Consider the following 18,594-nt stretch of genomic DNA (forward strand, 5'->3'; position numbering starts at 1 on the left):
ATCGGGATGTAGCTCAGCTTGGTAGAGCACCTGGTTTGGGACCAGGGGGTCGCATGTTCAAATCGTGTCATCCCGATACTAATTTGCGGGTGTAGTTCAATGGTAGAACTCCAGCCTTCCAAGCTGGTAGCGTGGGTTCGATTCCCATCACCCGCTTTATATAGATGAAAGAAGAGATGGCTTATGCCATCTCTTCTTTTTGTATTTATTAAACTATTGTTACCCGTTAGAGTTCCTGTAAAACGGGTAATTTGTCATTTGAATCAAAACGAGTGTTTCGGTACGATGAGGGCTGTTGCACTGGTTGACCTTGGCTAATATTTATTTTTGTCTTCCATTTTCGCTCTAAAAGGTTTGTAGAAGGCACGAATGTCTTGAGCTAAGAGCTCAGGCTCTTCCATGGCAGTAAAATGTCCGCCGCGATCCATTGAAGTCCAGCGAGTTACATTTAGGTTGCGCACTGCCCATTCTTTAGGCGGTAACAATATATCTGCTGGGAATAATGCAATTCCGGTTGGTACTTTTATGTAGCCCAATGGCGGCAAAGAATGTGAATTTTCATAATACATACGTGTTGAAGACCCAATTGTATTAGTAAGCCAATAAATCATGATATGTGTAATCAGTTCATTCTCGCTAAATCTTTGCCGGAGGTCACCATTACTATCACTCCAAGCACGAAACTTTTCAACAATCCAGCCAGCTAAGCCCGCGGGTGAGTCAGAAAGTCCATAAGCAAGAGTCTGGGGACGTGTCGATTGAAGTGACATGTAACCACCTTCATGAGAAATCCATTCTAAAGCATTTTTCTTGTAATGCATCTCTTCTTCTGAAAGTGTTACCTGTTCATGTGATGTAAGGAGATCTTTTATAATACCAATATCAGTTAGGTGGATTCCATATAAAAGATCAGGATGGTTTGATGCCAGATATCTTGTAACGCCTGAGCCAATATCTCCGCCCGCAGCAGCAAATTTTTTGTATCCTAATTCTTCTGTCATTAATTTAGCCCACATTTCGGAAACACGATAATTGTTGATGCCAGGACGATCAGGGCGACTAGAGAACCCAAAACCCGGTATTGAAGGGACTATAACATCAAAAGAATCCTCAGGATCACCGCCATGGCTGACTGGATCAGTAAGTAGGGGGATGATTCTTTGGTAACGAAGGTAACTGTCTGGCCATCCATGAGTAAGAATAATGGACAGTGGGTTAGATCCTTTACCACGTTCATGTACAAAGTGTACATCAATCCCGTCGATATTGCAGCAAAACTGGGAAAGGCGGTTCAACTGAGCCTCTTGGGTACGCCAATCATACTGGTCACGCCAATACGAAACGAGAGACTTCAAATAATTAAATTCAGTTCCTCGATCCCAACCAGAGTCTTTTAATTGATCTGGCCAGCGGATGTGATGTAGTCTGTATGTTAGATCATCAAGGATTTCATCAGCGATGTGAATATAAAAACGTTCAACAGCCATTATGATTCTCTCCCTTCTTTTGTTATGTTACACCGCAATGATATCCCTAGAACTTCTGTAGTACAATGCCATAAATGAAGCATCTAACTATACTATTTGATAGGTGACTACTATGCCACAAATTGACCGACACAAAAAACGTTCTGTAAACATTGAATTTGTCGCAGTGGAGGACTTTAGTACTCTTCCTTACCCAGGGCGTCTTACTCTGATTTTAATTACGTCTGGAACTATGAGTGGGGTATTAAACGAACATCCGATATCTATTGTTGCACCAGGTGTTCTCTGCTTGGCTGAAGATGATGATATGCAAGTTGTTGAGAAACATAATGTAGCTGCGCAATCCTTTAGTTTTCACCTCGAATTTCTTAACACATTAACGCATTCCGAAACGCAAGGTTACTTCCCAACTGCTCCAAGAATACAAACAGGTCTTTCACTTTTTCAACGTGACCATCTATATGCAGGTGTACCCCGTGTAACTGAAAAAGCATATCCGCTTTTATTTGAATGGTTTTTTGTACTTGGTATGGAAGTGCAGGCACAAAGCGATTCACGTTGGGTATGCAGAATAAAAAAGTACCTTATACAAATTTTGGGGTTGCTTGAGGATTTAAATCAGAATAGTGAACGGTCACCCGTTGATTTAGCTTTAGAATATATACACACTCATTACACGAGAAAGATTTCTTTGGAGGATTTGACGAATTGTGCTCATTTGAACCGTGTAACTCTTAATAAGCTGTTTCAGGAAAGATGCGGAAATACAGCAATAGGTTATTTACTTTCGCATCGTTTGAAGGTTGCATGTGATCTTTTAACACATACAGATATGAAGCTTAATGATATAGCACGCGCTACTGGATTTGAGTATGATACTTACTTTATCAAGAAATTTAAAGCTAAAAAGGGGATTTCGCCTTCGAAGTACAGGAACAGCTCTCGTAAGTTCGCCACTGCTCAATAGAAGATAAAGCCGGATCAATATAAAGTCGGGATTTGAGCATATGACAAGTTAGTAGCAGTGTAGAATGCAGGAGTCAAGGCCAGAGCAGACATCTGACCTCCTGTATTCACAAGCTATTGGCATGCTGCTCATAATCAGTCACTTTAAAACCGAGATTATTGAGCACATAAGCAGGTTCGCTGAGAGGACTACGAGCCTCTAGATAGACTAAAAAGACCCAAAAGACACGGTCTCCAATATGGGAGAACGGGTCTTTTGGCTCTACACAGCAATATGCACGTTAAATATCTGTTGGTCAGATGCGGACTTCCGTCTCGTCTGGAGCGAACTGACGATATTGAAAATACATACGAAGCCGCCAGTGTAACAACGTCCCGAAGGCTAGGATGAAAAATAGCCCTGCTGTTTGCGGAATGGTAATGTAATGCTGAATAAATTCATGCAGCAGCAATCGGACGATCAGTAGGCTGATCAGGATAAAAAAGAAGGTGCGCGAGCGTTGCACGAAAACCAGCCCTTCTTGCAACTCAAATTTAGTGCTGCGGATCAACGGGTAGGAAAAAATAAACCAGCCGACCAGAAAAGCGCCCAGCGCCCAAAGCCAGGGAACCCGTACTTCCGGTACCACGAACATCATAAAACCGGTGCTCATGCCGAGCGGAGGAATGATGATTTTTTTGGCATTAATCGGGCGATGACCTGTCTTCATACGGATGAAAATAGCCGATATAGCGATTAAGATCATACCGAAAGTTGCGCCATATTGCAGCAATGGGGTGCTGATATGAAACATGGACTGGCCCCCTCTATAAGGAATATAAGCGTTATTGGACAGACTGCAAACCTTTTACATTATAGCACATATGCAATGGATATATTTAGTTACAGTCTTTCCTCCGGCAAGCGGATTATACGCCTCTTGGTGGTCACCGGCCCTATAATCGGGTCTCTTTCATCTTATGCGAGTTCTGTTGCTTGTACCTCTCCCGTAGCTGATTTTTTCTCCTGACGTATGATATAACCCATCGCTACAATAATAAGGATAAAAGCAATGAGTGCGAGCAAAGGAATGGTGATGAAATCCAGCCAGTTCAGATAATCCTGTTCACAGGATACTCTACCGCAAGCCGTCGAAGTTTGCGTGGCTGCTTTGGCGGCTGCATGGATACGCTGAATGATAAAATGATAGGCCGAAATCGCACCTCCAATGATAGCTAACGGCATAACGTAAATCCGTATTTTTGTGTCACCTCGAAAATATGCGATTCCGAGTAGAAGGGTCAGGGGATACATCAGAATACGCTGAAACCAGCACAGTTTACAAGGTTCATATCCCAAGATCTCGCTGAGATACAGGCTGCCCAATGTCGCCACACAAGCTACTACCCAGGCGGCAAATAAAGCAATATCCGTTTTTTTAAACGATCCGATCATAGTAACGCTCCTTTTTAAATTCAAATGAGAACAGTATGAACTCATCGTGTCTTGTCCCATCGGCAGGCATTTGCCGATATGCATGTCTTTATCCGTATTGTACTGTATTTTGAGTGCGGGGTCATACTTAAACATATTGACATCATTCACTATCATTTTTATAATTGCAGTAGTTTGGGAAGTTAATGAAGATTCAAGATATATATTAAGAAATTAGGAGTGTGCCCAGAATGTCGAGCAGCCGGAAAAATGAAACCTTATCTGTTATTAGTGAAAGACACGCGGTAAAAAGCTATGTAAAGGATTTTAAAATGCCAGAGGAAGATCTGGAAGCAATCTTGACTGCCGCGGTAGAAGCTCCTTCCGCATGGAACCTTCAACATTGGAAATTCCTCGTTATCGAAAGCGAAGCAGACAAACAAAAATTGTTGCCTATCGCCTACAACCAAGGTCAAGTAGCAGAGAGCTCTGTTACGATTGCCGTACTGGGTGATCTGGAAGCGAACCGTAATGCTGTCATTTATGATCAAGCGGTAGAAGCAGGCGCATTGCCAGCGGAAATCCGTGACGCATTGGTAGGACAAATCAATGGCGCGTACCAAAACCCGCAGGTAGCTCGCGATGCAGCGATTCTGAACTCTGCTCTTGCAGCACAAAACATTATGCTGGCTGCTAAATCTTTGGGCTACGATACTTGCGCAATGGGCGGATTTATTCCAGCACAATTGATCGAGCAATTCAATATTCCGGCACGTTACCTGCCAACCATGCTTATTAGTGTAGGTAAAGCACAAGTACCAGCACGTCCATCAGGACGTTTCCCACTGTCTGACGTTGTTGTAAAAGGCAGCTTCTAAGACGAATAGTGAATATAAAAGGGTGTTCCTGCAACCATTGTGGCGAGGAACACCCTTTTTTTACGTCGTTTTGAACTGTCAAAATCCTTTTATTTCGTACCTCGTTTAGTCTGAGCGTTTGGACACGAGATACACCAGTTCCAGCGTCAGGATCGGTAGAAAAACAGAAGCTGGATAGGCTAGATAGCGCGGCTCCCACTGCGGCTTGAACTTATCCTTGAAGCGTCGGAGCCCCTGGAAGCCGTAAAAATGTCCCCCGTATTGAAAAACGAGTCGAGCCAGCTTTTCCTCGCGCAGTGCCTTTTCGCTTTGTCCTACCTGGGACAGCGGTGCCATGCCCAGATTAAATGTCGTATATCCACTCTCCTTGGCCCACTCGATGACCCGTGTGAATAAGTAATCCATCGTTCCATTGGGTGTGTCAGGCAGGTGACGCATCAGATCGATAGAGACCGTCTGCCCATGATCATAGGCAGGGGCCATCGTGGCAAAAGCAATAACCTTCCCTTCAGAGTCTTTCAGCAATGCAATTGGAGCCAACTGAAGGTAAGGTTCTTTGAACCAGCCGAGTGAATATCCCTTCTCCTTGCGCCCGTCCAGCCAAATATCCGAAATATGACGCATCTCCTCAATCAATGACGCCTCTAGAGGAGGCTGGATCATTTCGAATGAATAGCCTTCGCGGTCAAAGCGATTTTTGGCGCTTCGCAGCGCCTGATTGCTTTTGCCCGTTAGTGTAAAGGACTCCAGCGGCACGAGCGCTTCCTCGCCCAATTTAAAAAAGCGATAGCCGTTCTCGTGATAGATGGACAAATATTCCGGTGATGCTTGATAAAATACAGCCGTCAAAGCATAGCGATCCGCAAACCGTTGGAATTCCTGAATGGCTTCACTCACACGTTCCTTTGGACCGAGGGGGTCACCTAATACAATCAGTTTGTCCCGACTGCGAGCATAGGGGAGAACTACCTGTTCGTCCTTGGTCCAATACAGATATTTATCGCCGAGAAAAAGCATATGAGAAACGAGATTACCACCCTGTCGTTCCAAAAATTCTTTTAGCTTAACCAGCTCCAGTGCGTCGGGTAGATTGCTGATGCTACGTTGAGGACGAAGAAAGAAATACACCGTCAAGAATACCCATGCCAAAATCAAACTAAATACGGCTGTAACTCCGTAATCGCTGCGGTTCATAAAAAAGTCCAGGTGGACCTTGGCATGCAAATGACGCATAAATGGAGTATTGGAGCCTGCCCCGATTATAAAATAAGCACCAGTTACGAGTAGAGATAATCCGCCCCATATTAAAATGTTGTGCCGATTCAGCGGCGCACTGACCCGATAAAATCGTGAACGCGAAATCCACAGCATTAACGCTACGAACAGCAAAAATAAGGCTTCTTCAAAATCCAGACCTTTCGTGAAGGTGAAAATGGCTCCTGTCAGCAGCAGTATCAATGTTAGCCGCAATGCTCTGCGAATACGCAGAGAAATTCCGTGGGACAAAACGACAAGCATAATTCCGATGATGACCGAGATTTCATGCGATAAGCGCATAACGGGTAGAGTGAGCAAATGTTCAGCAAAACGGAGCCGATACAGTAGACCAGGCGTAGCGGCCGACAACAGAAGCACTACGCCAGAGATGAGTACCAGCTTGCCAAGCGCCCACACCCCCAGATCGGCTAAAAACCGAAATTGACCAGGCCAGCCCCATACCTTCTGCCAGGCATTCAGGGAGTAATCCCAGCCTGTCTCAGCGAGCTGGCTCAGGCGCTCGTTACGCGGGATCATTTCCAGCGCGGCTAATACCAGGCCGATGAGCCACGGAATGATGAAATAAAAGACGCGAAAGACCAGCAGCACAGCCAGCGCCCGGTCCGAGTTGGCTCCTGCCATTTGCAGCCCAAGCAAGGCAATAATATCGAATGCGCCGACGCCTCCGGGTGCAAGACTGATTAACCCTGCAATTGCGGCTATCACATAGATACCGAACACAGCATGGAGCGGCAGCTCATGGAGCAAGTGCGAGCCGATCCATGCAAAGGTAAGACCAGCCAGCAGCCATTCCAGCAGAGAGGCGCCAATGGAGGCAGAGATGGTGAACCAGGAGAGCTGTCCTTCTCCCTTGTTGAACCATGTGGCATACCTTTTGGAGCGCTGCATGATCAGAAATAGAGGCAGGTAAAGTGCCATTCCCCATAGCGCCCAATGAAGCCATGGGTGAGCATCCAGCACAGGCTGCACCGGATACAGATGGACAATAGCACCCCAAGCTAGCAAAGATAGTCCGGTAATGACGACAGGCGAAAGAAATACGACTGCCGAGGTAATGACACCCAATGGCACACCGCTCTTTTTATACAGCACAGTGCGCAGTCCAGCTCCCGTAAAGCCTGCAAAGCCGAAGACATTATTGAAGGTATTGGAGATCCAGGCGTACCGAAATGTCGTTCCAGGCTTGACCTGAAGCTTGAAATGATGCCTGATTACATAATCGTAAGCACTCATAGCAGCCACGGCTACCAGTGAGAACAAGCCAATTTCGATGAGAAACGTGGCATCCATTCGCCGTAGCTCATGAAGCATCCGTGCCAGATTAAAGTCTTTTAGCTCTCGTCCAGCCTCCCATATAATAAAAGCCAGTACAGCCAGCGGTAGCAAAATACGCGTCAATCGCTGCCTGTAGATGGTCATCATATACTGTACGATTTTAAAGGATTGGAACGGTTTGTGATTTGAATTCATAGATTCACCTGCTTGAAAAGGATAAGATTGAGACTGATAATGCGCAAAAACTTCCTGCCCAAATAAAAGGCTTCGTTATATTATACCTGTAATAATAGCTTGAATAACAACAGAAGGGTTACGAAATGGGAGTTCAGATTGATTGCTGTAAATAATTCCAATATAATGATGGAATACCTAGTAAATTGCTTGGCAATGGAGCTGACTGAACATGAGTATATGGGATCGCAATCTTTTTATACGTCGATTGGAGCTATTGTGGCCTCCAGATGCTGACAGGAGCCAATACCCTTTTAACTTAAAGGCTCTTCAACAGTGGAATGAACTCAAATTCCATCCTTCCGTTACCTATATTGTTGGAGAAAACGGTGTAGGTAAATCAACGCTTATGGAGGCAATCGCGGTCGCGTGGGGTTTTAATCCAGAGGGTGGCACTAAAAATTTCAACTTTTCTACACAAGCCACGCATTCCTCGCTGCATGAGCATATTCGGTTGGTGAGAGGGGTTGAAAAACCGAGGGATGGCTTCTTTTTCCGGGCGGAGAGCTACTATAATGTGGCGACTCATATTGACGAGCTGGATCGAGAAGGAGGAGGGCGACCCATTCGGGATTCGTACGGGGGGAAGTCGCTGCATGAGCAGTCGCATGGCGAGTCTTTTTTTGCTGCATTTGTGCATCGGTTTGGAGGACAAGGATTGTATATTTTGGATGAGCCAGAGGCAGCGCTATCGCCTTTGCGTCAGATGGCCATGCTTGCCCGGATTCATGAGCTCGTGCAACAGGGATCACAGTTTATCATTTCTACCCATTCCCCCATCTTGATGTCTTATCCAGATTCGGTCCTGTATCATCTGACACATGAAGGGATCGACACACGGACGCTGGAGGAAACCGATCATTATATCATCACCAAACAATTTCTGAATAACAAGGAAAGGTTATTGCAGGAGCTATTCGAAGATTCACCATAAGGATATAGTAAGTTTGGTAGTATCCACTTTGATGAGGAGGAAACCGTATGAGTTCAAATCTCGATGTAGTTATTCAGCGGATATCGGCTTTCAAGGTAGCAGCGCTGACTGCGCAAGCCCCTTTTGCCGAATTGGGTGATGAGGTACGCAGACAGTGGCAACAAGTGCAACAGAACGTCCCAGAGAACCACTCAGGTCGTCTGGACGCGGATATGGGCTATGTGTTAACTCCCCAATGGACAGTTGTTGAGGAGAACGGAAGTACTGCGGTCAAGGTGGGCGTTAAAGTGTCCTCGTGGAATGAAGTACCGGATAGTCTTGAACGCATCGAGGTGCCTGAAGGAGAGTATGCAGTGACCCGTTTTCAGGGAGATCGGGAACGATTAAATACGATCTATGATGACCTATTTGCTTGGTTGGATCGTAATGGCTATGAGCGTAATACGACAGAGGGGGTATATTGGATCGAGTCGAATCGGCTGAAGCCGGTGAACCCTTTTGATATTCCATCCGCAGAAATTCAGAAATTTGATTATGATATTGCGATCGCTATTGTACAAAAATAAAGGATGGTGAAACGTTATAAGAGGGACAACCTCATGATTTAGTGGTTGTTCCTTTTTGCTACCTTGTCAAAGGTAACATTCAGGGTTATCGGAAGTATTTTATGATTGTTATTTGTCTCCCGCTCTATTAATATAATGAAGAGTTTTGCGGAAATGGTTGCAAAATAAGAAATTCGTATACGAAATAAAGAACCTGAGGAGGACAAAACGCAACATGTCGGATTCACAACAGTTGAAAATGGGGCCGCTCGTCATTTTGATGATTAATATGTTTATTGCCATGCTGGGGATTGGACTCATTATTCCGATCCTCCCCAAGTTCATGGGTTCCTTGGGAGGCAGTGGTGAAACGGGAGGCTATCTGGTTGCCGTGTTTGGCTTGACCCAGTTTATGTTTTCGCCGTTAGCTGGGGAATGGTCCGATAAATACGGACGTAAAAAAATGATTATTATCGGTTTGGTCATCATGACGGTATCTTCTGTATTGTTTGCGATTGGCAACTCGTTGACGATGCTGTATATTTCCCGTTTGCTCGGAGGCGCAGGAGCGGCATTTATGATTCCTCCAATGATGGCTTATATTGCCGACATCACAACCGTCCATAACCGAGGCAGAGGAATGGGGCTGTTGGGGGCCGCTATGTCGCTTGGTTTTGTGATCGGTCCTGGTGTAGGCGGTCTGCTGGCAGATATCTCACTTCGTACACCCTTGTACGTTTCGGCGGCGGTATCCGGTTTAGCGGCACTGATTTCATTGATTTTACTGCCCGAAACCCTGTCGTTGGAGAAGCAGTTGAAGTTTCGAAATGTTAAGGTGAAAAGAGACAATGTGATTAAACAATTTGCGCTGTCTTTCCGCAAGCCGTACTTTATGTTGCTGATTATGATATTCACGTTAACTTTTGGCCTGACGCATTTTGAAACGATGTTTCCGTTCTTTGTAACAGGCAAGTTTCATTACAATGAACGTGATATTGCTATCATTATTACGGTAGGTGCATTGGTCGGGACCGTGATTCAAGCTGCGGTCATTAGTCCGATGTTGAACCGTTTTGGTGAAAAAGGTGTGATTATCGGTTCTTTTCTGTTTTCCGCGATTTCCCTTGTGCTTATGCTGCTCTCAGGGAACTTTTATTATGTACTCGGAGTATCACTTATCTTCTTTACCGCTACATCGTTGCTGCGACCAGCCATTAATACGGCCTTATCCAAAATGGCAGGAGATGAGCAGGGAGTTGCAGCCGGGATGAACAATGCTTATATGAGTATTGGTAATATTCTGGGACCTGCGCTTGCGGGTACATTGTTTGAGGTGCATATCAATTTGCCGTACATTTTTGGGGCGGTCATTCTCATGCTTAGTTTGGGGCTGGCTGTAAAATGGAAAAGTAGAGATACGCAATCCACAGCGGTTTAACGTTATTTTCTCTGTAAACATAGTCTCTTTTGGTGTGAACTGTGACGTTCTTATGAACCACAGATTTCAGCGGAAGAGGCTATTTTTTTGCATACATAGCCACTTGTTAATGAAACGGCAGAATCTTGGGTAATAATGCATGATAAGTTTATAACCAGATAAAAAGTAGAACTTAAAAGTCGGATAACTTGTGAGTAATACGCTAAAAGGAGCTGAGATCGGATGGAAGAGCGGAATGAGCAGTTATTTTTTATAGGAACTTATGCGTCTCGTGAGGAAAGAGGAATTTATATAGGCTCTTTGCATACGGACAATGGTGATTTGCGTATGGTTGGAGGTGTGGAAGGAATCGAGAGACCTTCTTTTCTGGCACTGGATCCGAATGGGGCGAAGTTGTATGCTGCCAGTGAAACAGACCAAGGCGAACTGTACACATATCAGGTGAACACCCAGACGGGGGAATTACATCCTTTGGATCGAAAAGGAACGGAGGGAGCACATACTTGCTATGTATCCGTAACAACAGATGGACGCTATGTGCTGGCTTCTAACTATTCTGGGGGCAATGCCTTTGTATTCCCTGCAACAGAAGCTGGAGGGTTGGGAGACATGTCGGGGCAGGTTCAGCATACGGGGTCAGGGATTCGCCAGGACCGCCAGGATGCGCCACATCCACACTCGATTATTCCTGATCCTTCAGGACAGTATGCTATGGTATGTGATCTGGGGCTGGATCAGATTATAGGTTATCGTTTGACAGAGGATGGGAAATTGGTAACCCACCGTGAGACAGATTTGCCACCTGGTTCCGGCCCACGTCATCTGGTTTTTCACCCCTCGGGTCGATATGCCTTTGTTGCCAATGAATTGAATAATACCGTCGCTGTGTTTGGTTATAACGAACGTAATGGTAAGCTTACCTTGCTGCAAAGTCTGTCCACACTGCCAGAAGGCATTATCGATGTAGAAAATACAGCAGCGGATATTCGGATTACACCCTGTGGACGTTTTCTGTATGTATCCAATAGAGGACATGACAGCATCGTACTCTACCATGTCGATCTAGACAGCGGGAAGCTGAAGACGATTGAATGGGTCGAGAGTTTCGGCAGTACGCCGCGTAACTTCAACATCTTGTCTGGTTATTTGCTAGTGGCGAATCAGGAGGGAAACAACATTGTATCCTTTGCGATCCATGAGGATGATGGACGGCTGACCCGAACGGGATATGTATTGGAGGTTCCTTCACCGGTATGTATTGAACCTGTACGTTAATTACACAGCGCATGGCAAAAAAGGGTCGAAGGACCAGTAAAAGAGGATAAAGTAAAACACGGCGCTTTGTCTCCCAAGAAAGGCATGGGCAAAACGCCGTGTTCAGGTTTTGAAGGAGTCTAATGATTACTTGCTGCTCTCGCCAGCTTCTACCGTTGCTGTTTTGGTATGGTTTTCCGCAGGTTTGTAGTACAAACGGAACAGGATATCCTGGTTATAGTTACCGAATCCGGTACCGAACAGGGTTACCCCTCCAATATGCTGGGCATCATCCAAAATAGCGATACGGAATTTCCATTGCTTCTGGTCAATCAGCACGTCGCTTAGAGTCACATCGGATATCTGCTTGCCATCCATAAACGTGCCTTCAGACGTAACGCGAAGTCTCTTAAGTAGGCCATACTGATTGATAAAATCAGGCCACCATGAAGGTGTATATTTACCACGATTATCCCCAAAATCCCCTGGACTGGTCCAAGTGCCCAAATTCACATCATTTAGGAAAAACGTGATGTCTGAAGGCCAATTATCATTGGTAAATGGGGCTTCTGATGATAATTCCATTGAAATTTCCAGTTCCTCAGCTTTTTGACTGGACAATAGGAAATTCGGCACTTTATAATCCATATACCCTTGGCTAAACCACAGAATTTTGGAATTGAAGCGCTCAGGGTCCAAGAATGAACGAGGCTCATCAAATTCTCCGATAATCTTTTCGACGGTGGCTAGACCGCAGGTGGACTGAATCTCAAAATCTGTAAAGTGTCCGACGGAAATCTCCGTCTGATGAAATTGCCGTACATCCTGCTGATAGCGTGGCATGGCGATTTCAATTTTGTCCGTAGCCAATGAGCATACTTTCTGAACCCCGCCTCGTCCGGGCAGCATTTTAGTCGAAATAATGGATGCCCTTTCCAGTTTCTTGACATGCATTGTCATAATCGCACTACTGAGTCCCAGCGCTTCCGCTAGCTCACGTATATTCATCGGTTTCTCCGCAAGCAGAACAATCATATTCAGCCGAACCTCACTGGCCAGCGCTTCATAAACGGGAAGTGATTTTTCAGAAATGTCCAGTTGCATAATTCCTCCAATTCTAACGCACATCATAAATTGATGGTAGTTTAACATATATGGATTTTTTTCAATATTCATACATATAAAACGATATGATTTACATTTATATAAACAATATACCCTTTCCTTGATCGCTGGCACAAGCCTAACCCGGCAAAAAGCCAAAAATTGTTCAAAAAACAGGACACCCCATGAACTCTTTCTGTGTGTGTTGGGATGTCCTGTGATGGTATGTGATTTGCGGGATGTATACGGGATCTATTTCAGGCGCACCTGGTGTTTAGGACCGCATATGTTCATCAGCCACAGAAGAATCAGCGGTTGTATCTTTGTCAGTTGTGTGTAATTCCTGGTGCTGCGAACCATCGGACTTCATCAAGCCGGGATGACCCACATAAGGACGATCACTTCGCGAGCGGCCTCGGGTAAGTCGGAAGCCAATCAAGAACAGCACAAGCTGTACAGTCAGTATGTAGGGAGATGCTTCTGGCCCGAGCCACTGAAACAGGGCGACAACGGCGATGACCATGCACAACAGACTTGTTGGGAAATGGGATGCCGTCACGTCCAGATCATTTTGTCTACGCAGGGTCATCAGCCGATAGACATACAGCAAGGCGATTAAGCCAGAAACGAACCTTATCCATGCATACCCTATAAGCCATGAGGCAGAATGTGTGGTGTCGGGTAGACTAACATCGACATGACTGTAGGTTATCAGTTCTATAACCAATCTTGAGATTAACCAGACCATTCCCGCCAGCGCCAGCGGACCGGCCGCTGGGCGCAATAGTTTCCATAATGCTGTTCCCCAGCCTGGAGCATGGGATTCCAGTAGAACAAGTCGTCGTTCCTCGATCAGTTTGTTCATTTCACGCTCCAGTGATTTGAGAAGCAATTCCCGGCGGAATGGATCACATTCCCGAAGGGATGCTTGAACCTGCTCTTGAAGGTGAGGGGTCAAATAGGGGGCGGCCTTAGCCTCCTGAAGAGCATGGATTAGTCCATTCTGGTGCTGCTGCTTTTCACTGTTGTTGATCGCGTTCTGGGTAGCCGTTTGGAGATAACCAGCTAACCGGCCATAGATACGCAGTGATTCCTGTAATTCTTCGAGCCGCTGCTGACGCGAATTGCGAAGCTGGGCTGCACTGTGAACATACAGCCATACCAATAAGGATAACGCCAGCAGGAAGGCGATCAGACCGGGTGAGATATATGCGGCTAATGCCGCGAAGTCCGTCGGGGACACCCGCAATCCCTCCTTCCATTGTTCTTTCTACACTATTGCACAGACCACACAGGCATTTCAAGGGCTTGTATATCTCTAAACCAAGAACTATGAAGTATTTTTTGGTAAAATAGACAAGATTACAGCAGGAAGGAAGATTCGGCATGAATAAAAAAATTGAATTTGCAACAGAACATCATGAGACATCGAATCAACCGTACGAGCTGCTTCGCGTAGATTACGCCATTCCAGCCGTCGAGGAATATCGGGCTTTACGCAAGGAGGCTGGTTTATCGCAAATTACGGAAGAAGCGGCAGCTAAGGGCCTGCCGAACAGCCTATTTGCTGTAACGCTACGTCTTGGACAGGAATTGATCGGGATGGGCCGGGTGAGCGGTGATGGCGGTGTGTTTTTTCTGGTTACGGATATTGCAGTCAAGCCTTCCCATCAGGGGAAGGGCTATGGGCGTAAGCTTATGGAAGAGATTATGGAGTATTTGAGACGGGAGGTTCCGGCGGGCAGCTTTGCAACGCTGATTGCGGATAAGCCAGCCGACCGGTTATATGCGCAGTTCGGCTTCCAACTGGTCAGTCCGGGGTCAGAAGGGATGTACTGGCGCCAGCCGGGGGGACTGTAAGCTGAAATCCTGTACGAGTTTGAGCTGGTTATAAAACGGATAATTAACAGTAAGAAAATTATAGATAGGAAGAAGGCAACTTAATATGAAAGTAATTATTTTTGGAGCGACAGGAACAATTGGCAAAGCGTTAGTAAAGGAAGCGATCAAGCGTAAGTATGAGGTGACGGCGGCAGTGCGCGATCCGCAACGAGTGACGGAGCAAAGTGAATATTTGACGGTGGTTCAGGCGGATATTCTAAACCCGAATTCCGTTACAGAGGTAGCCAAAGGGCACGATGCTATCATTAGCGCCTATGGTCCCAAGTTTGGAGCTGAGGAGGAACTGCTCGAAGCAACTCGTTCTTTACTGGAAGGAACACGGCGTTCCGGCGCGGAGCGCATACTTGTCGTTGGCGGAGCGGGCAGTCTAAAAACAGAATCCGGTGAGCGTCTCATGGATACCGCTGAGTTTCCGGAGGAAGTGAAGCCGCTGGCGGCTGCGCACGCTGATGCCCTGGAGCTGTACCGTGCTGCGGATGTAGACTGGACCTATTGCAGTCCTGCCGGAATTATTGAACCAGGTAAACGTACAGGACAGTTCCGTATTGGCTTGGATCATTTGGTGGTTGATGAATTAGGTCATAGTCGCATCTCCGTCGAGGATTATGCGGTAGCCCTGATTGATGAGTTAGTAGAAGGGGAATTTGTCAATTCCCGCTTTACAGTCGGATATTAATCAACAGGGATGGCTATATGGGAGGCGAAAAAGCATGTATATGGTGACCGCCGAACAAATGCGGCAACTGGATCGGTACACGATTAACAAGCTGGGAATCCCGGCCCTGACCTTGATGGAAAATGCCGGGCGAGCAGTAGCTGACGAGGTACTGAAGCTTTGTGCTGAGAGACGTGAAACAAGCGATGGCATAAATGTGGTCACACACACAGGACCGGGGGATGTACCAGGACATGGCGGTGTTATACGGACGGATTCATCGAGCGATGGGCTATATGCCGTACGTGAACGAGCACACTGGTATATCCTCGTAGGTAAAGGCAACAACGGCGGTGACGGACTGGTGGCAGCCCGCCATCTGACCGATGCAGGTCTGCGCGTCACCGTTGTGTATGCCGAACCGCCTGCAAAGCTACGCGGTGAAGCGGCTGCCCAGCGCGATATCATCGCGGCGCTGGGTATCCCGGTTATCCTCTATGGTCGGGATAACCTCGACCTGCGCGGTGCCTCTGGCATCGTCGATGCCCTGCTGGGCACAGGCACGCAAGGTCCACCGCGCGAACCTTACGCCTCGCTGATTCGCGAGGCTAATGCCAGCGGCGCGCCGATCGTGTCGGTAGACGTGCCTAGCGGACTCGACGCCGACACAGGTGCGCTGCACGAGCCGTGCATTCATGCGCGTGTCACCGTATGCCTTGCCTACTTGAAGTGTGGGCTCGCCCAATATCCGGGCGCCGGAAACGCTGGGGATGTGGTGGTACGCTACATCGGTATCCCGCCCGGCCTTGCCCGTGAGCGTGGCGTGCAGCTGCGGCTCCTGACCAGCGATACGCTGCGTGACGCGCTGGACGTGGACGTCAGCCGCAGCCGTGTGCCGGACGGGCACAAGGGCACCTACGGCCACGTTCTGGTCGCAGCCGGAAGCCTGCGCATGAGCGGTGCGGGCCTGCTGGCCGCACGTGCCGCCTTGCGCATCGGCAGCGGCCTTGTGACGTGGGCGGTGCCCGAGGCGCTGCTTCCGCGCGTCTTTGGCGCCGCACCAGAGCTGATGCTCGCTGCCGCAGCAACAGGCAGCGACGGCGAATGGAACGCCGACTCCGCAGATGAGCTGCTACAGCTCGCGCAGGCGCGCGATGTGCTGGCCGTCGGGCCCGGCCTCGGCCGCTTCGCAGGGGACACTGGCTGGCTGCGCCGCCTATGGGAGGAATACAGCGGTCCGCTCGTGCTTGACGCGGACGCCTTGAACATCCTCGCCTCGGCGGGGCCTGAGCTGGATGCTTGGAAGTCGAGAGATGCGGCAATCGTGTTAACGCCGCATCCCGGTGAAATGGCACGTCTGCTGGGAATATCGACAGCGGAGGTGCAGCGTGACCGTATCACCCATGCCCGGGAGTACGCCCGGACACGCGGAGTCACGCTGGTGCTCAAGGGAGCACGCACGGTCATTGCGTGTCCCGACGGAGCGACCTACGTCAATACCACAGGCCACGCCGGGATGGCGACAGGCGGTGCGGGCGATGTGCTGACAGGCATCATCGCAGGGTTGTTGGCCCAAGGCTTGAACGCTTCACAGGCAGCAGCCTTTGGCGTGTATCTGCATGGTGCGGCTGGAGAAACGGCCGCGCGCCATCGCCAGCATCCCGCCTCAGTGGTAGCTGGCGACATCATTGAAGCCCTATAATCCATAGCAGCAGTGGCAGGAGGAAGGCCAGCATGATCTGTACCCCATATTCACGGTTCAGCCAGTGCCTTCCGCCATAATAGAGCAGTGTAATCCCTGCACCTGCCATGCCGTTGCTCCACGAGATGCCCGTTCCAGCAGGCGACATCAAAGATCCTAGCAGAAGAAAGACACTGAACCCTACGGCAAGATATAGCGTGAACTGCTCAGGCTTGCGAAGCCAGGGTAAAAGATCACGTAGTGCATCAGCGGCAAGAGCCGCCGGAAGGGCAAAGCCATAGGCCCATAACTGCGCGGTCAGTTCACCGCTATTGCCTGCTATACTCACAGGTAATCCCGTTATTTCCTCTGTCAGATAGCAGTAGACCCATAACAGACCAAAAACCAATCCTCCACAGGCAAGCTTATTCAGCGCATAACAACCAAGCTCCATCCGCCAAGGCATTTTAGAATTAAATTCATTCCAAGGCTGTCTCATCTTGCGACTCCCTCCTCATTTCAATCGGTAAATCAAAACCATTCAAGGAATTTATTCTCAATTACAATCCGCTTACCGTTTACGACATTTGAGTTTACGTTAGCTGTGTATCATGTTCCTAAGCAAAATAAAGATTGCGGATAGCCGCGGTACGGAAAGGCGGGGATTGCATGATACAGGCGGTTATTTTTAATCTGGAAAGTACATTGTTAGACCCCGGAGGTCGGGGCTTAATCCAGGGAATGTGCGACATCTTCAGATGGAAGGGTATACAGGTAACTGAAGAGCAGGTATCTCATGGACGAGGACTGCCCATCCGGGATCATATTGCGAATGTGCTCGGACTTTCAGAGGTTCGTAGAAAATGGTTGGAGTGCTTTGGTGCGCATCCTGGCAGAGTGGATATTGAGCATATTTATCTTGAGCTTGTCCCTGTTCTTCGCTCTTTGATCCAAGGGGCTGAGACTGCTGTCGGTATAGATAGGGCGTTGCAGGAGCTTCAAGATCGCCGCATTCAGTCAGGCGCTACTGCATCCTGCCCGATGGAAATGCTGAGTCATGTATTCACGCCTGCACAGTCACCCTATACGCTGGATTGTATGGTAGCCCCATGTGAAGTTTCGCAGGGGAGACCTTATCCGTGGATGATCTATGAAATTGCACATCGCCTGCAGGTATTCCCGCTTAGCGATATTGTGAAGGTAGGAGACACAGCAGCCGATATGCAAGAAGGACGGAATGCCGGCGTTTGGACGATTGGTGTGTTGAACCATAACGAGAGTGCTTTGGCCGCGAACCACACTACAAGCTGTGAAGTGGACGATAGGGTAGCCGAGGAACGACGCAGACAAAGTATATATGGTTTGAAAAGGGCAGGGGCCCACATCGTGATGAACTCGGTCGCTGACTTGCCGCGTATTTTGCGTGAAATTGAAATGCTCCAGCATACGGGAGGCTATCCTTCTTATATGAAACCGATGAAAAAAGCTGCAATTCCCCCATCATGAGAATAACGGATAACTCTTAAATACTTTAACAGACCTTCTTGGT

General features: G+C 47.7%; 17 protein-coding genes and 2 tRNA genes. 12 read left to right on the plus strand and 7 right to left on the minus strand.

Going from position 1 to position 18,594, the window contains the following annotated elements; all coding sequences use genetic code 11:
• Positions 1–2: 2 nt before the first annotated feature.
• A tRNA-Pro gene (locus G9G57_RS15735) sits at positions 3–76 on the plus strand.
• A 9-nt stretch (positions 77–85) separates the two neighbouring features.
• Positions 86–156, plus strand: a tRNA-Gly gene (locus G9G57_RS15740).
• Positions 157–314: 158 nt separating this feature from the next.
• On the opposite strand, the gene G9G57_RS15745 is transcribed toward G9G57_RS15740, so the two are convergent.
• Positions 315–1,487: an epoxide hydrolase family protein gene (locus tag G9G57_RS15745; RefSeq protein WP_044788289.1), complete on the minus strand. Its 1,173-nt coding sequence runs from the start codon at positions 1,485–1,487 to the stop codon at positions 315–317.
• A gap of 112 nt (positions 1,488–1,599) precedes the next feature.
• Between G9G57_RS15745 and G9G57_RS15750 the strand changes: the two genes are divergently transcribed.
• Complete coding sequence (locus tag G9G57_RS15750) at positions 1,600–2,454, plus strand: helix-turn-helix domain-containing protein (RefSeq protein ID WP_164965197.1); 855 nt, start codon at positions 1,600–1,602, stop codon at positions 2,452–2,454.
• 295 nt (positions 2,455–2,749) lie between these two features.
• On the opposite strand, the gene G9G57_RS15755 is transcribed toward G9G57_RS15750, so the two are convergent.
• Together G9G57_RS15755 and G9G57_RS15760 are read right to left on the minus strand one after the other, a co-directional pair.
• The gene (locus G9G57_RS15755; RefSeq protein ID WP_102998289.1) at positions 2,750–3,247 is read right to left on the minus strand and encodes a CcdC family protein; all 498 of its coding nucleotides are present in this window, start codon (positions 3,245–3,247) and stop codon (positions 2,750–2,752) included.
• Between the two features lie 164 nt (positions 3,248–3,411).
• Entirely contained in the window at positions 3,412–3,888 is a 477-nt protein-coding gene (locus tag G9G57_RS15760) for a disulfide oxidoreductase (protein ID WP_016819435.1), read from the minus strand.
• A 230-nt stretch (positions 3,889–4,118) separates the two neighbouring features.
• On the opposite strand from G9G57_RS15760, the gene G9G57_RS15765 reads away from it, so the two are divergent.
• Complete coding sequence (locus G9G57_RS15765) at positions 4,119–4,745, plus strand: nitroreductase family protein (RefSeq protein ID WP_013369121.1); 627 nt, start codon at positions 4,119–4,121, stop codon at positions 4,743–4,745.
• Between the two features lie 105 nt (positions 4,746–4,850).
• On the opposite strand, the gene mprF is transcribed toward G9G57_RS15765, so the two are convergent.
• On the minus strand, positions 4,851–7,493 hold the full coding sequence (mprF, locus tag G9G57_RS15770; protein WP_164965198.1) for a bifunctional lysylphosphatidylglycerol flippase/synthetase MprF: 2,643 nt from the start codon (positions 7,491–7,493) through the stop codon (positions 4,851–4,853).
• Between the two features lie 211 nt (positions 7,494–7,704).
• Here mprF and G9G57_RS15775 point away from each other — a divergent pair, with 211 nt between their 5' ends.
• From G9G57_RS15775 to G9G57_RS15790, 4 genes are all read left to right on the plus strand, one after another.
• Entirely contained in the window at positions 7,705–8,466 is a 762-nt protein-coding gene (locus tag G9G57_RS15775) for an AAA family ATPase (RefSeq protein WP_019685961.1), read from the plus strand.
• 47 nt (positions 8,467–8,513) lie between these two features.
• Positions 8,514–9,032 (plus strand): GyrI-like domain-containing protein, encoded by a 519-nt coding sequence (locus G9G57_RS15780; protein ID WP_019685962.1) that lies wholly within the window; start codon positions 8,514–8,516, stop codon positions 9,030–9,032.
• Between the two features lie 214 nt (positions 9,033–9,246).
• The gene (locus G9G57_RS15785; protein ID WP_016819439.1) at positions 9,247–10,449 is read left to right on the plus strand and encodes an MFS transporter; all 1,203 of its coding nucleotides are present in this window, start codon (positions 9,247–9,249) and stop codon (positions 10,447–10,449) included.
• 222 nt (positions 10,450–10,671) lie between these two features.
• Positions 10,672–11,724, plus strand: a complete 1,053-nt coding sequence (locus tag G9G57_RS15790; RefSeq protein WP_164965199.1) for a lactonase family protein — start codon at positions 10,672–10,674, stop codon at positions 11,722–11,724.
• Positions 11,725–11,850: 126 nt separating this feature from the next.
• On the opposite strand, the gene G9G57_RS15795 is transcribed toward G9G57_RS15790, so the two are convergent.
• On the minus strand, positions 11,851–12,807 hold the full coding sequence (locus G9G57_RS15795) for an ArsR/SmtB family transcription factor (protein WP_016819441.1): 957 nt from the start codon (positions 12,805–12,807) through the stop codon (positions 11,851–11,853).
• A 274-nt stretch (positions 12,808–13,081) separates the two neighbouring features.
• Positions 13,082–14,050 carry a hypothetical protein gene (locus G9G57_RS15800; RefSeq protein ID WP_164965200.1) on the minus strand — a complete coding sequence of 323 codons (969 nt, stop codon included), beginning with the start codon at positions 14,048–14,050 and terminating at the stop codon, positions 13,082–13,084.
• Positions 14,051–14,193: 143 nt separating this feature from the next.
• Between G9G57_RS15800 and G9G57_RS15805 the strand changes: the two genes are divergently transcribed.
• From G9G57_RS15805 to G9G57_RS15815, 3 genes are all read left to right on the plus strand, one after another.
• Positions 14,194–14,667 (plus strand): GNAT family N-acetyltransferase, encoded by a 474-nt coding sequence (locus G9G57_RS15805; RefSeq protein ID WP_019685965.1) that lies wholly within the window; start codon positions 14,194–14,196, stop codon positions 14,665–14,667.
• A gap of 85 nt (positions 14,668–14,752) precedes the next feature.
• A complete protein-coding gene (locus tag G9G57_RS15810) occupies positions 14,753–15,385 on the plus strand; it encodes an NAD(P)-dependent oxidoreductase (protein WP_016819444.1) in 633 nt (210 codons plus the stop codon).
• Positions 15,386–15,419: 34 nt separating this feature from the next.
• Positions 15,420–17,066 (plus strand): NAD(P)H-hydrate dehydratase, encoded by a 1,647-nt coding sequence (locus tag G9G57_RS15815; protein ID WP_164965201.1) that lies wholly within the window; start codon positions 15,420–15,422, stop codon positions 17,064–17,066.
• Here the strand turns inward: G9G57_RS15815 and G9G57_RS15820 are convergent.
• Entirely contained in the window at positions 17,050–17,544 is a 495-nt protein-coding gene (locus G9G57_RS15820; protein ID WP_019685967.1) for a hypothetical protein, read from the minus strand. The genes G9G57_RS15815 and G9G57_RS15820 overlap by 17 nt on opposite strands.
• A 170-nt stretch (positions 17,545–17,714) precedes the next feature.
• Between G9G57_RS15820 and G9G57_RS15825 the strand changes: the two genes are divergently transcribed.
• Positions 17,715–18,551, plus strand: coding sequence for an HAD hydrolase-like protein (locus G9G57_RS15825; RefSeq protein WP_151255722.1), 837 nt, complete (start codon positions 17,715–17,717; stop codon positions 18,549–18,551).
• The last annotated feature ends 43 nt before the right edge of the window (positions 18,552–18,594 follow it).

It is taken from the genome of Paenibacillus sp. EKM211P, assembly GCF_011066175.1.
GTDB lineage: Bacteria > Bacillota > Bacilli > Paenibacillales > Paenibacillaceae > Paenibacillus > Paenibacillus polymyxa.

Bases quoted from the DNA above. Each gene is read 5' to 3' on its own strand.
- G9G57_RS15745 (WP_044788289.1), bottom strand. From the start codon at position 1,487: ATGGCTGTTGAACGTTTTTATATTCACATCGCTGATGAAATCCTTGAT.
- G9G57_RS15750 (WP_164965197.1), top strand. From the start codon at position 1,600: ATGCCACAAATTGACCGACACAAAAAACGTTCTGTAAACATTGAATTT.
- G9G57_RS15755 (WP_102998289.1), bottom strand. From the start codon at position 3,247: ATGTTTCATATCAGCACCCCATTGCTGCAATATGGCGCAACTTTCGGT.
- G9G57_RS15760 (WP_016819435.1), bottom strand. From the start codon at position 3,888: ATGATCGGATCGTTTAAAAAAACGGATATTGCTTTATTTGCCGCCTGG.
- G9G57_RS15765 (WP_013369121.1), top strand. From the start codon at position 4,119: ATGTCGAGCAGCCGGAAAAATGAAACCTTATCTGTTATTAGTGAAAGA.
- mprF (WP_164965198.1), bottom strand. From the start codon at position 7,493: ATGAATTCAAATCACAAACCGTTCCAATCCTTTAAAATCGTACAGTAT.
- G9G57_RS15775 (WP_019685961.1), top strand. From the start codon at position 7,705: ATGAGTATATGGGATCGCAATCTTTTTATACGTCGATTGGAGCTATTG.
- G9G57_RS15780 (WP_019685962.1), top strand. From the start codon at position 8,514: ATGAGTTCAAATCTCGATGTAGTTATTCAGCGGATATCGGCTTTCAAG.
- G9G57_RS15785 (WP_016819439.1), top strand. From the start codon at position 9,247: ATGTCGGATTCACAACAGTTGAAAATGGGGCCGCTCGTCATTTTGATG.
- G9G57_RS15790 (WP_164965199.1), top strand. From the start codon at position 10,672: ATGGAAGAGCGGAATGAGCAGTTATTTTTTATAGGAACTTATGCGTCT.
- G9G57_RS15795 (WP_016819441.1), bottom strand. From the start codon at position 12,807: ATGCAACTGGACATTTCTGAAAAATCACTTCCCGTTTATGAAGCGCTG.
- G9G57_RS15805 (WP_019685965.1), top strand. From the start codon at position 14,194: ATGAATAAAAAAATTGAATTTGCAACAGAACATCATGAGACATCGAAT.
- G9G57_RS15810 (WP_016819444.1), top strand. From the start codon at position 14,753: ATGAAAGTAATTATTTTTGGAGCGACAGGAACAATTGGCAAAGCGTTA.
- G9G57_RS15815 (WP_164965201.1), top strand. From the start codon at position 15,420: ATGTATATGGTGACCGCCGAACAAATGCGGCAACTGGATCGGTACACG.
- G9G57_RS15820 (WP_019685967.1), bottom strand. From the start codon at position 17,544: ATGAGACAGCCTTGGAATGAATTTAATTCTAAAATGCCTTGGCGGATG.
- G9G57_RS15825 (WP_151255722.1), top strand. From the start codon at position 17,715: ATGATACAGGCGGTTATTTTTAATCTGGAAAGTACATTGTTAGACCCC.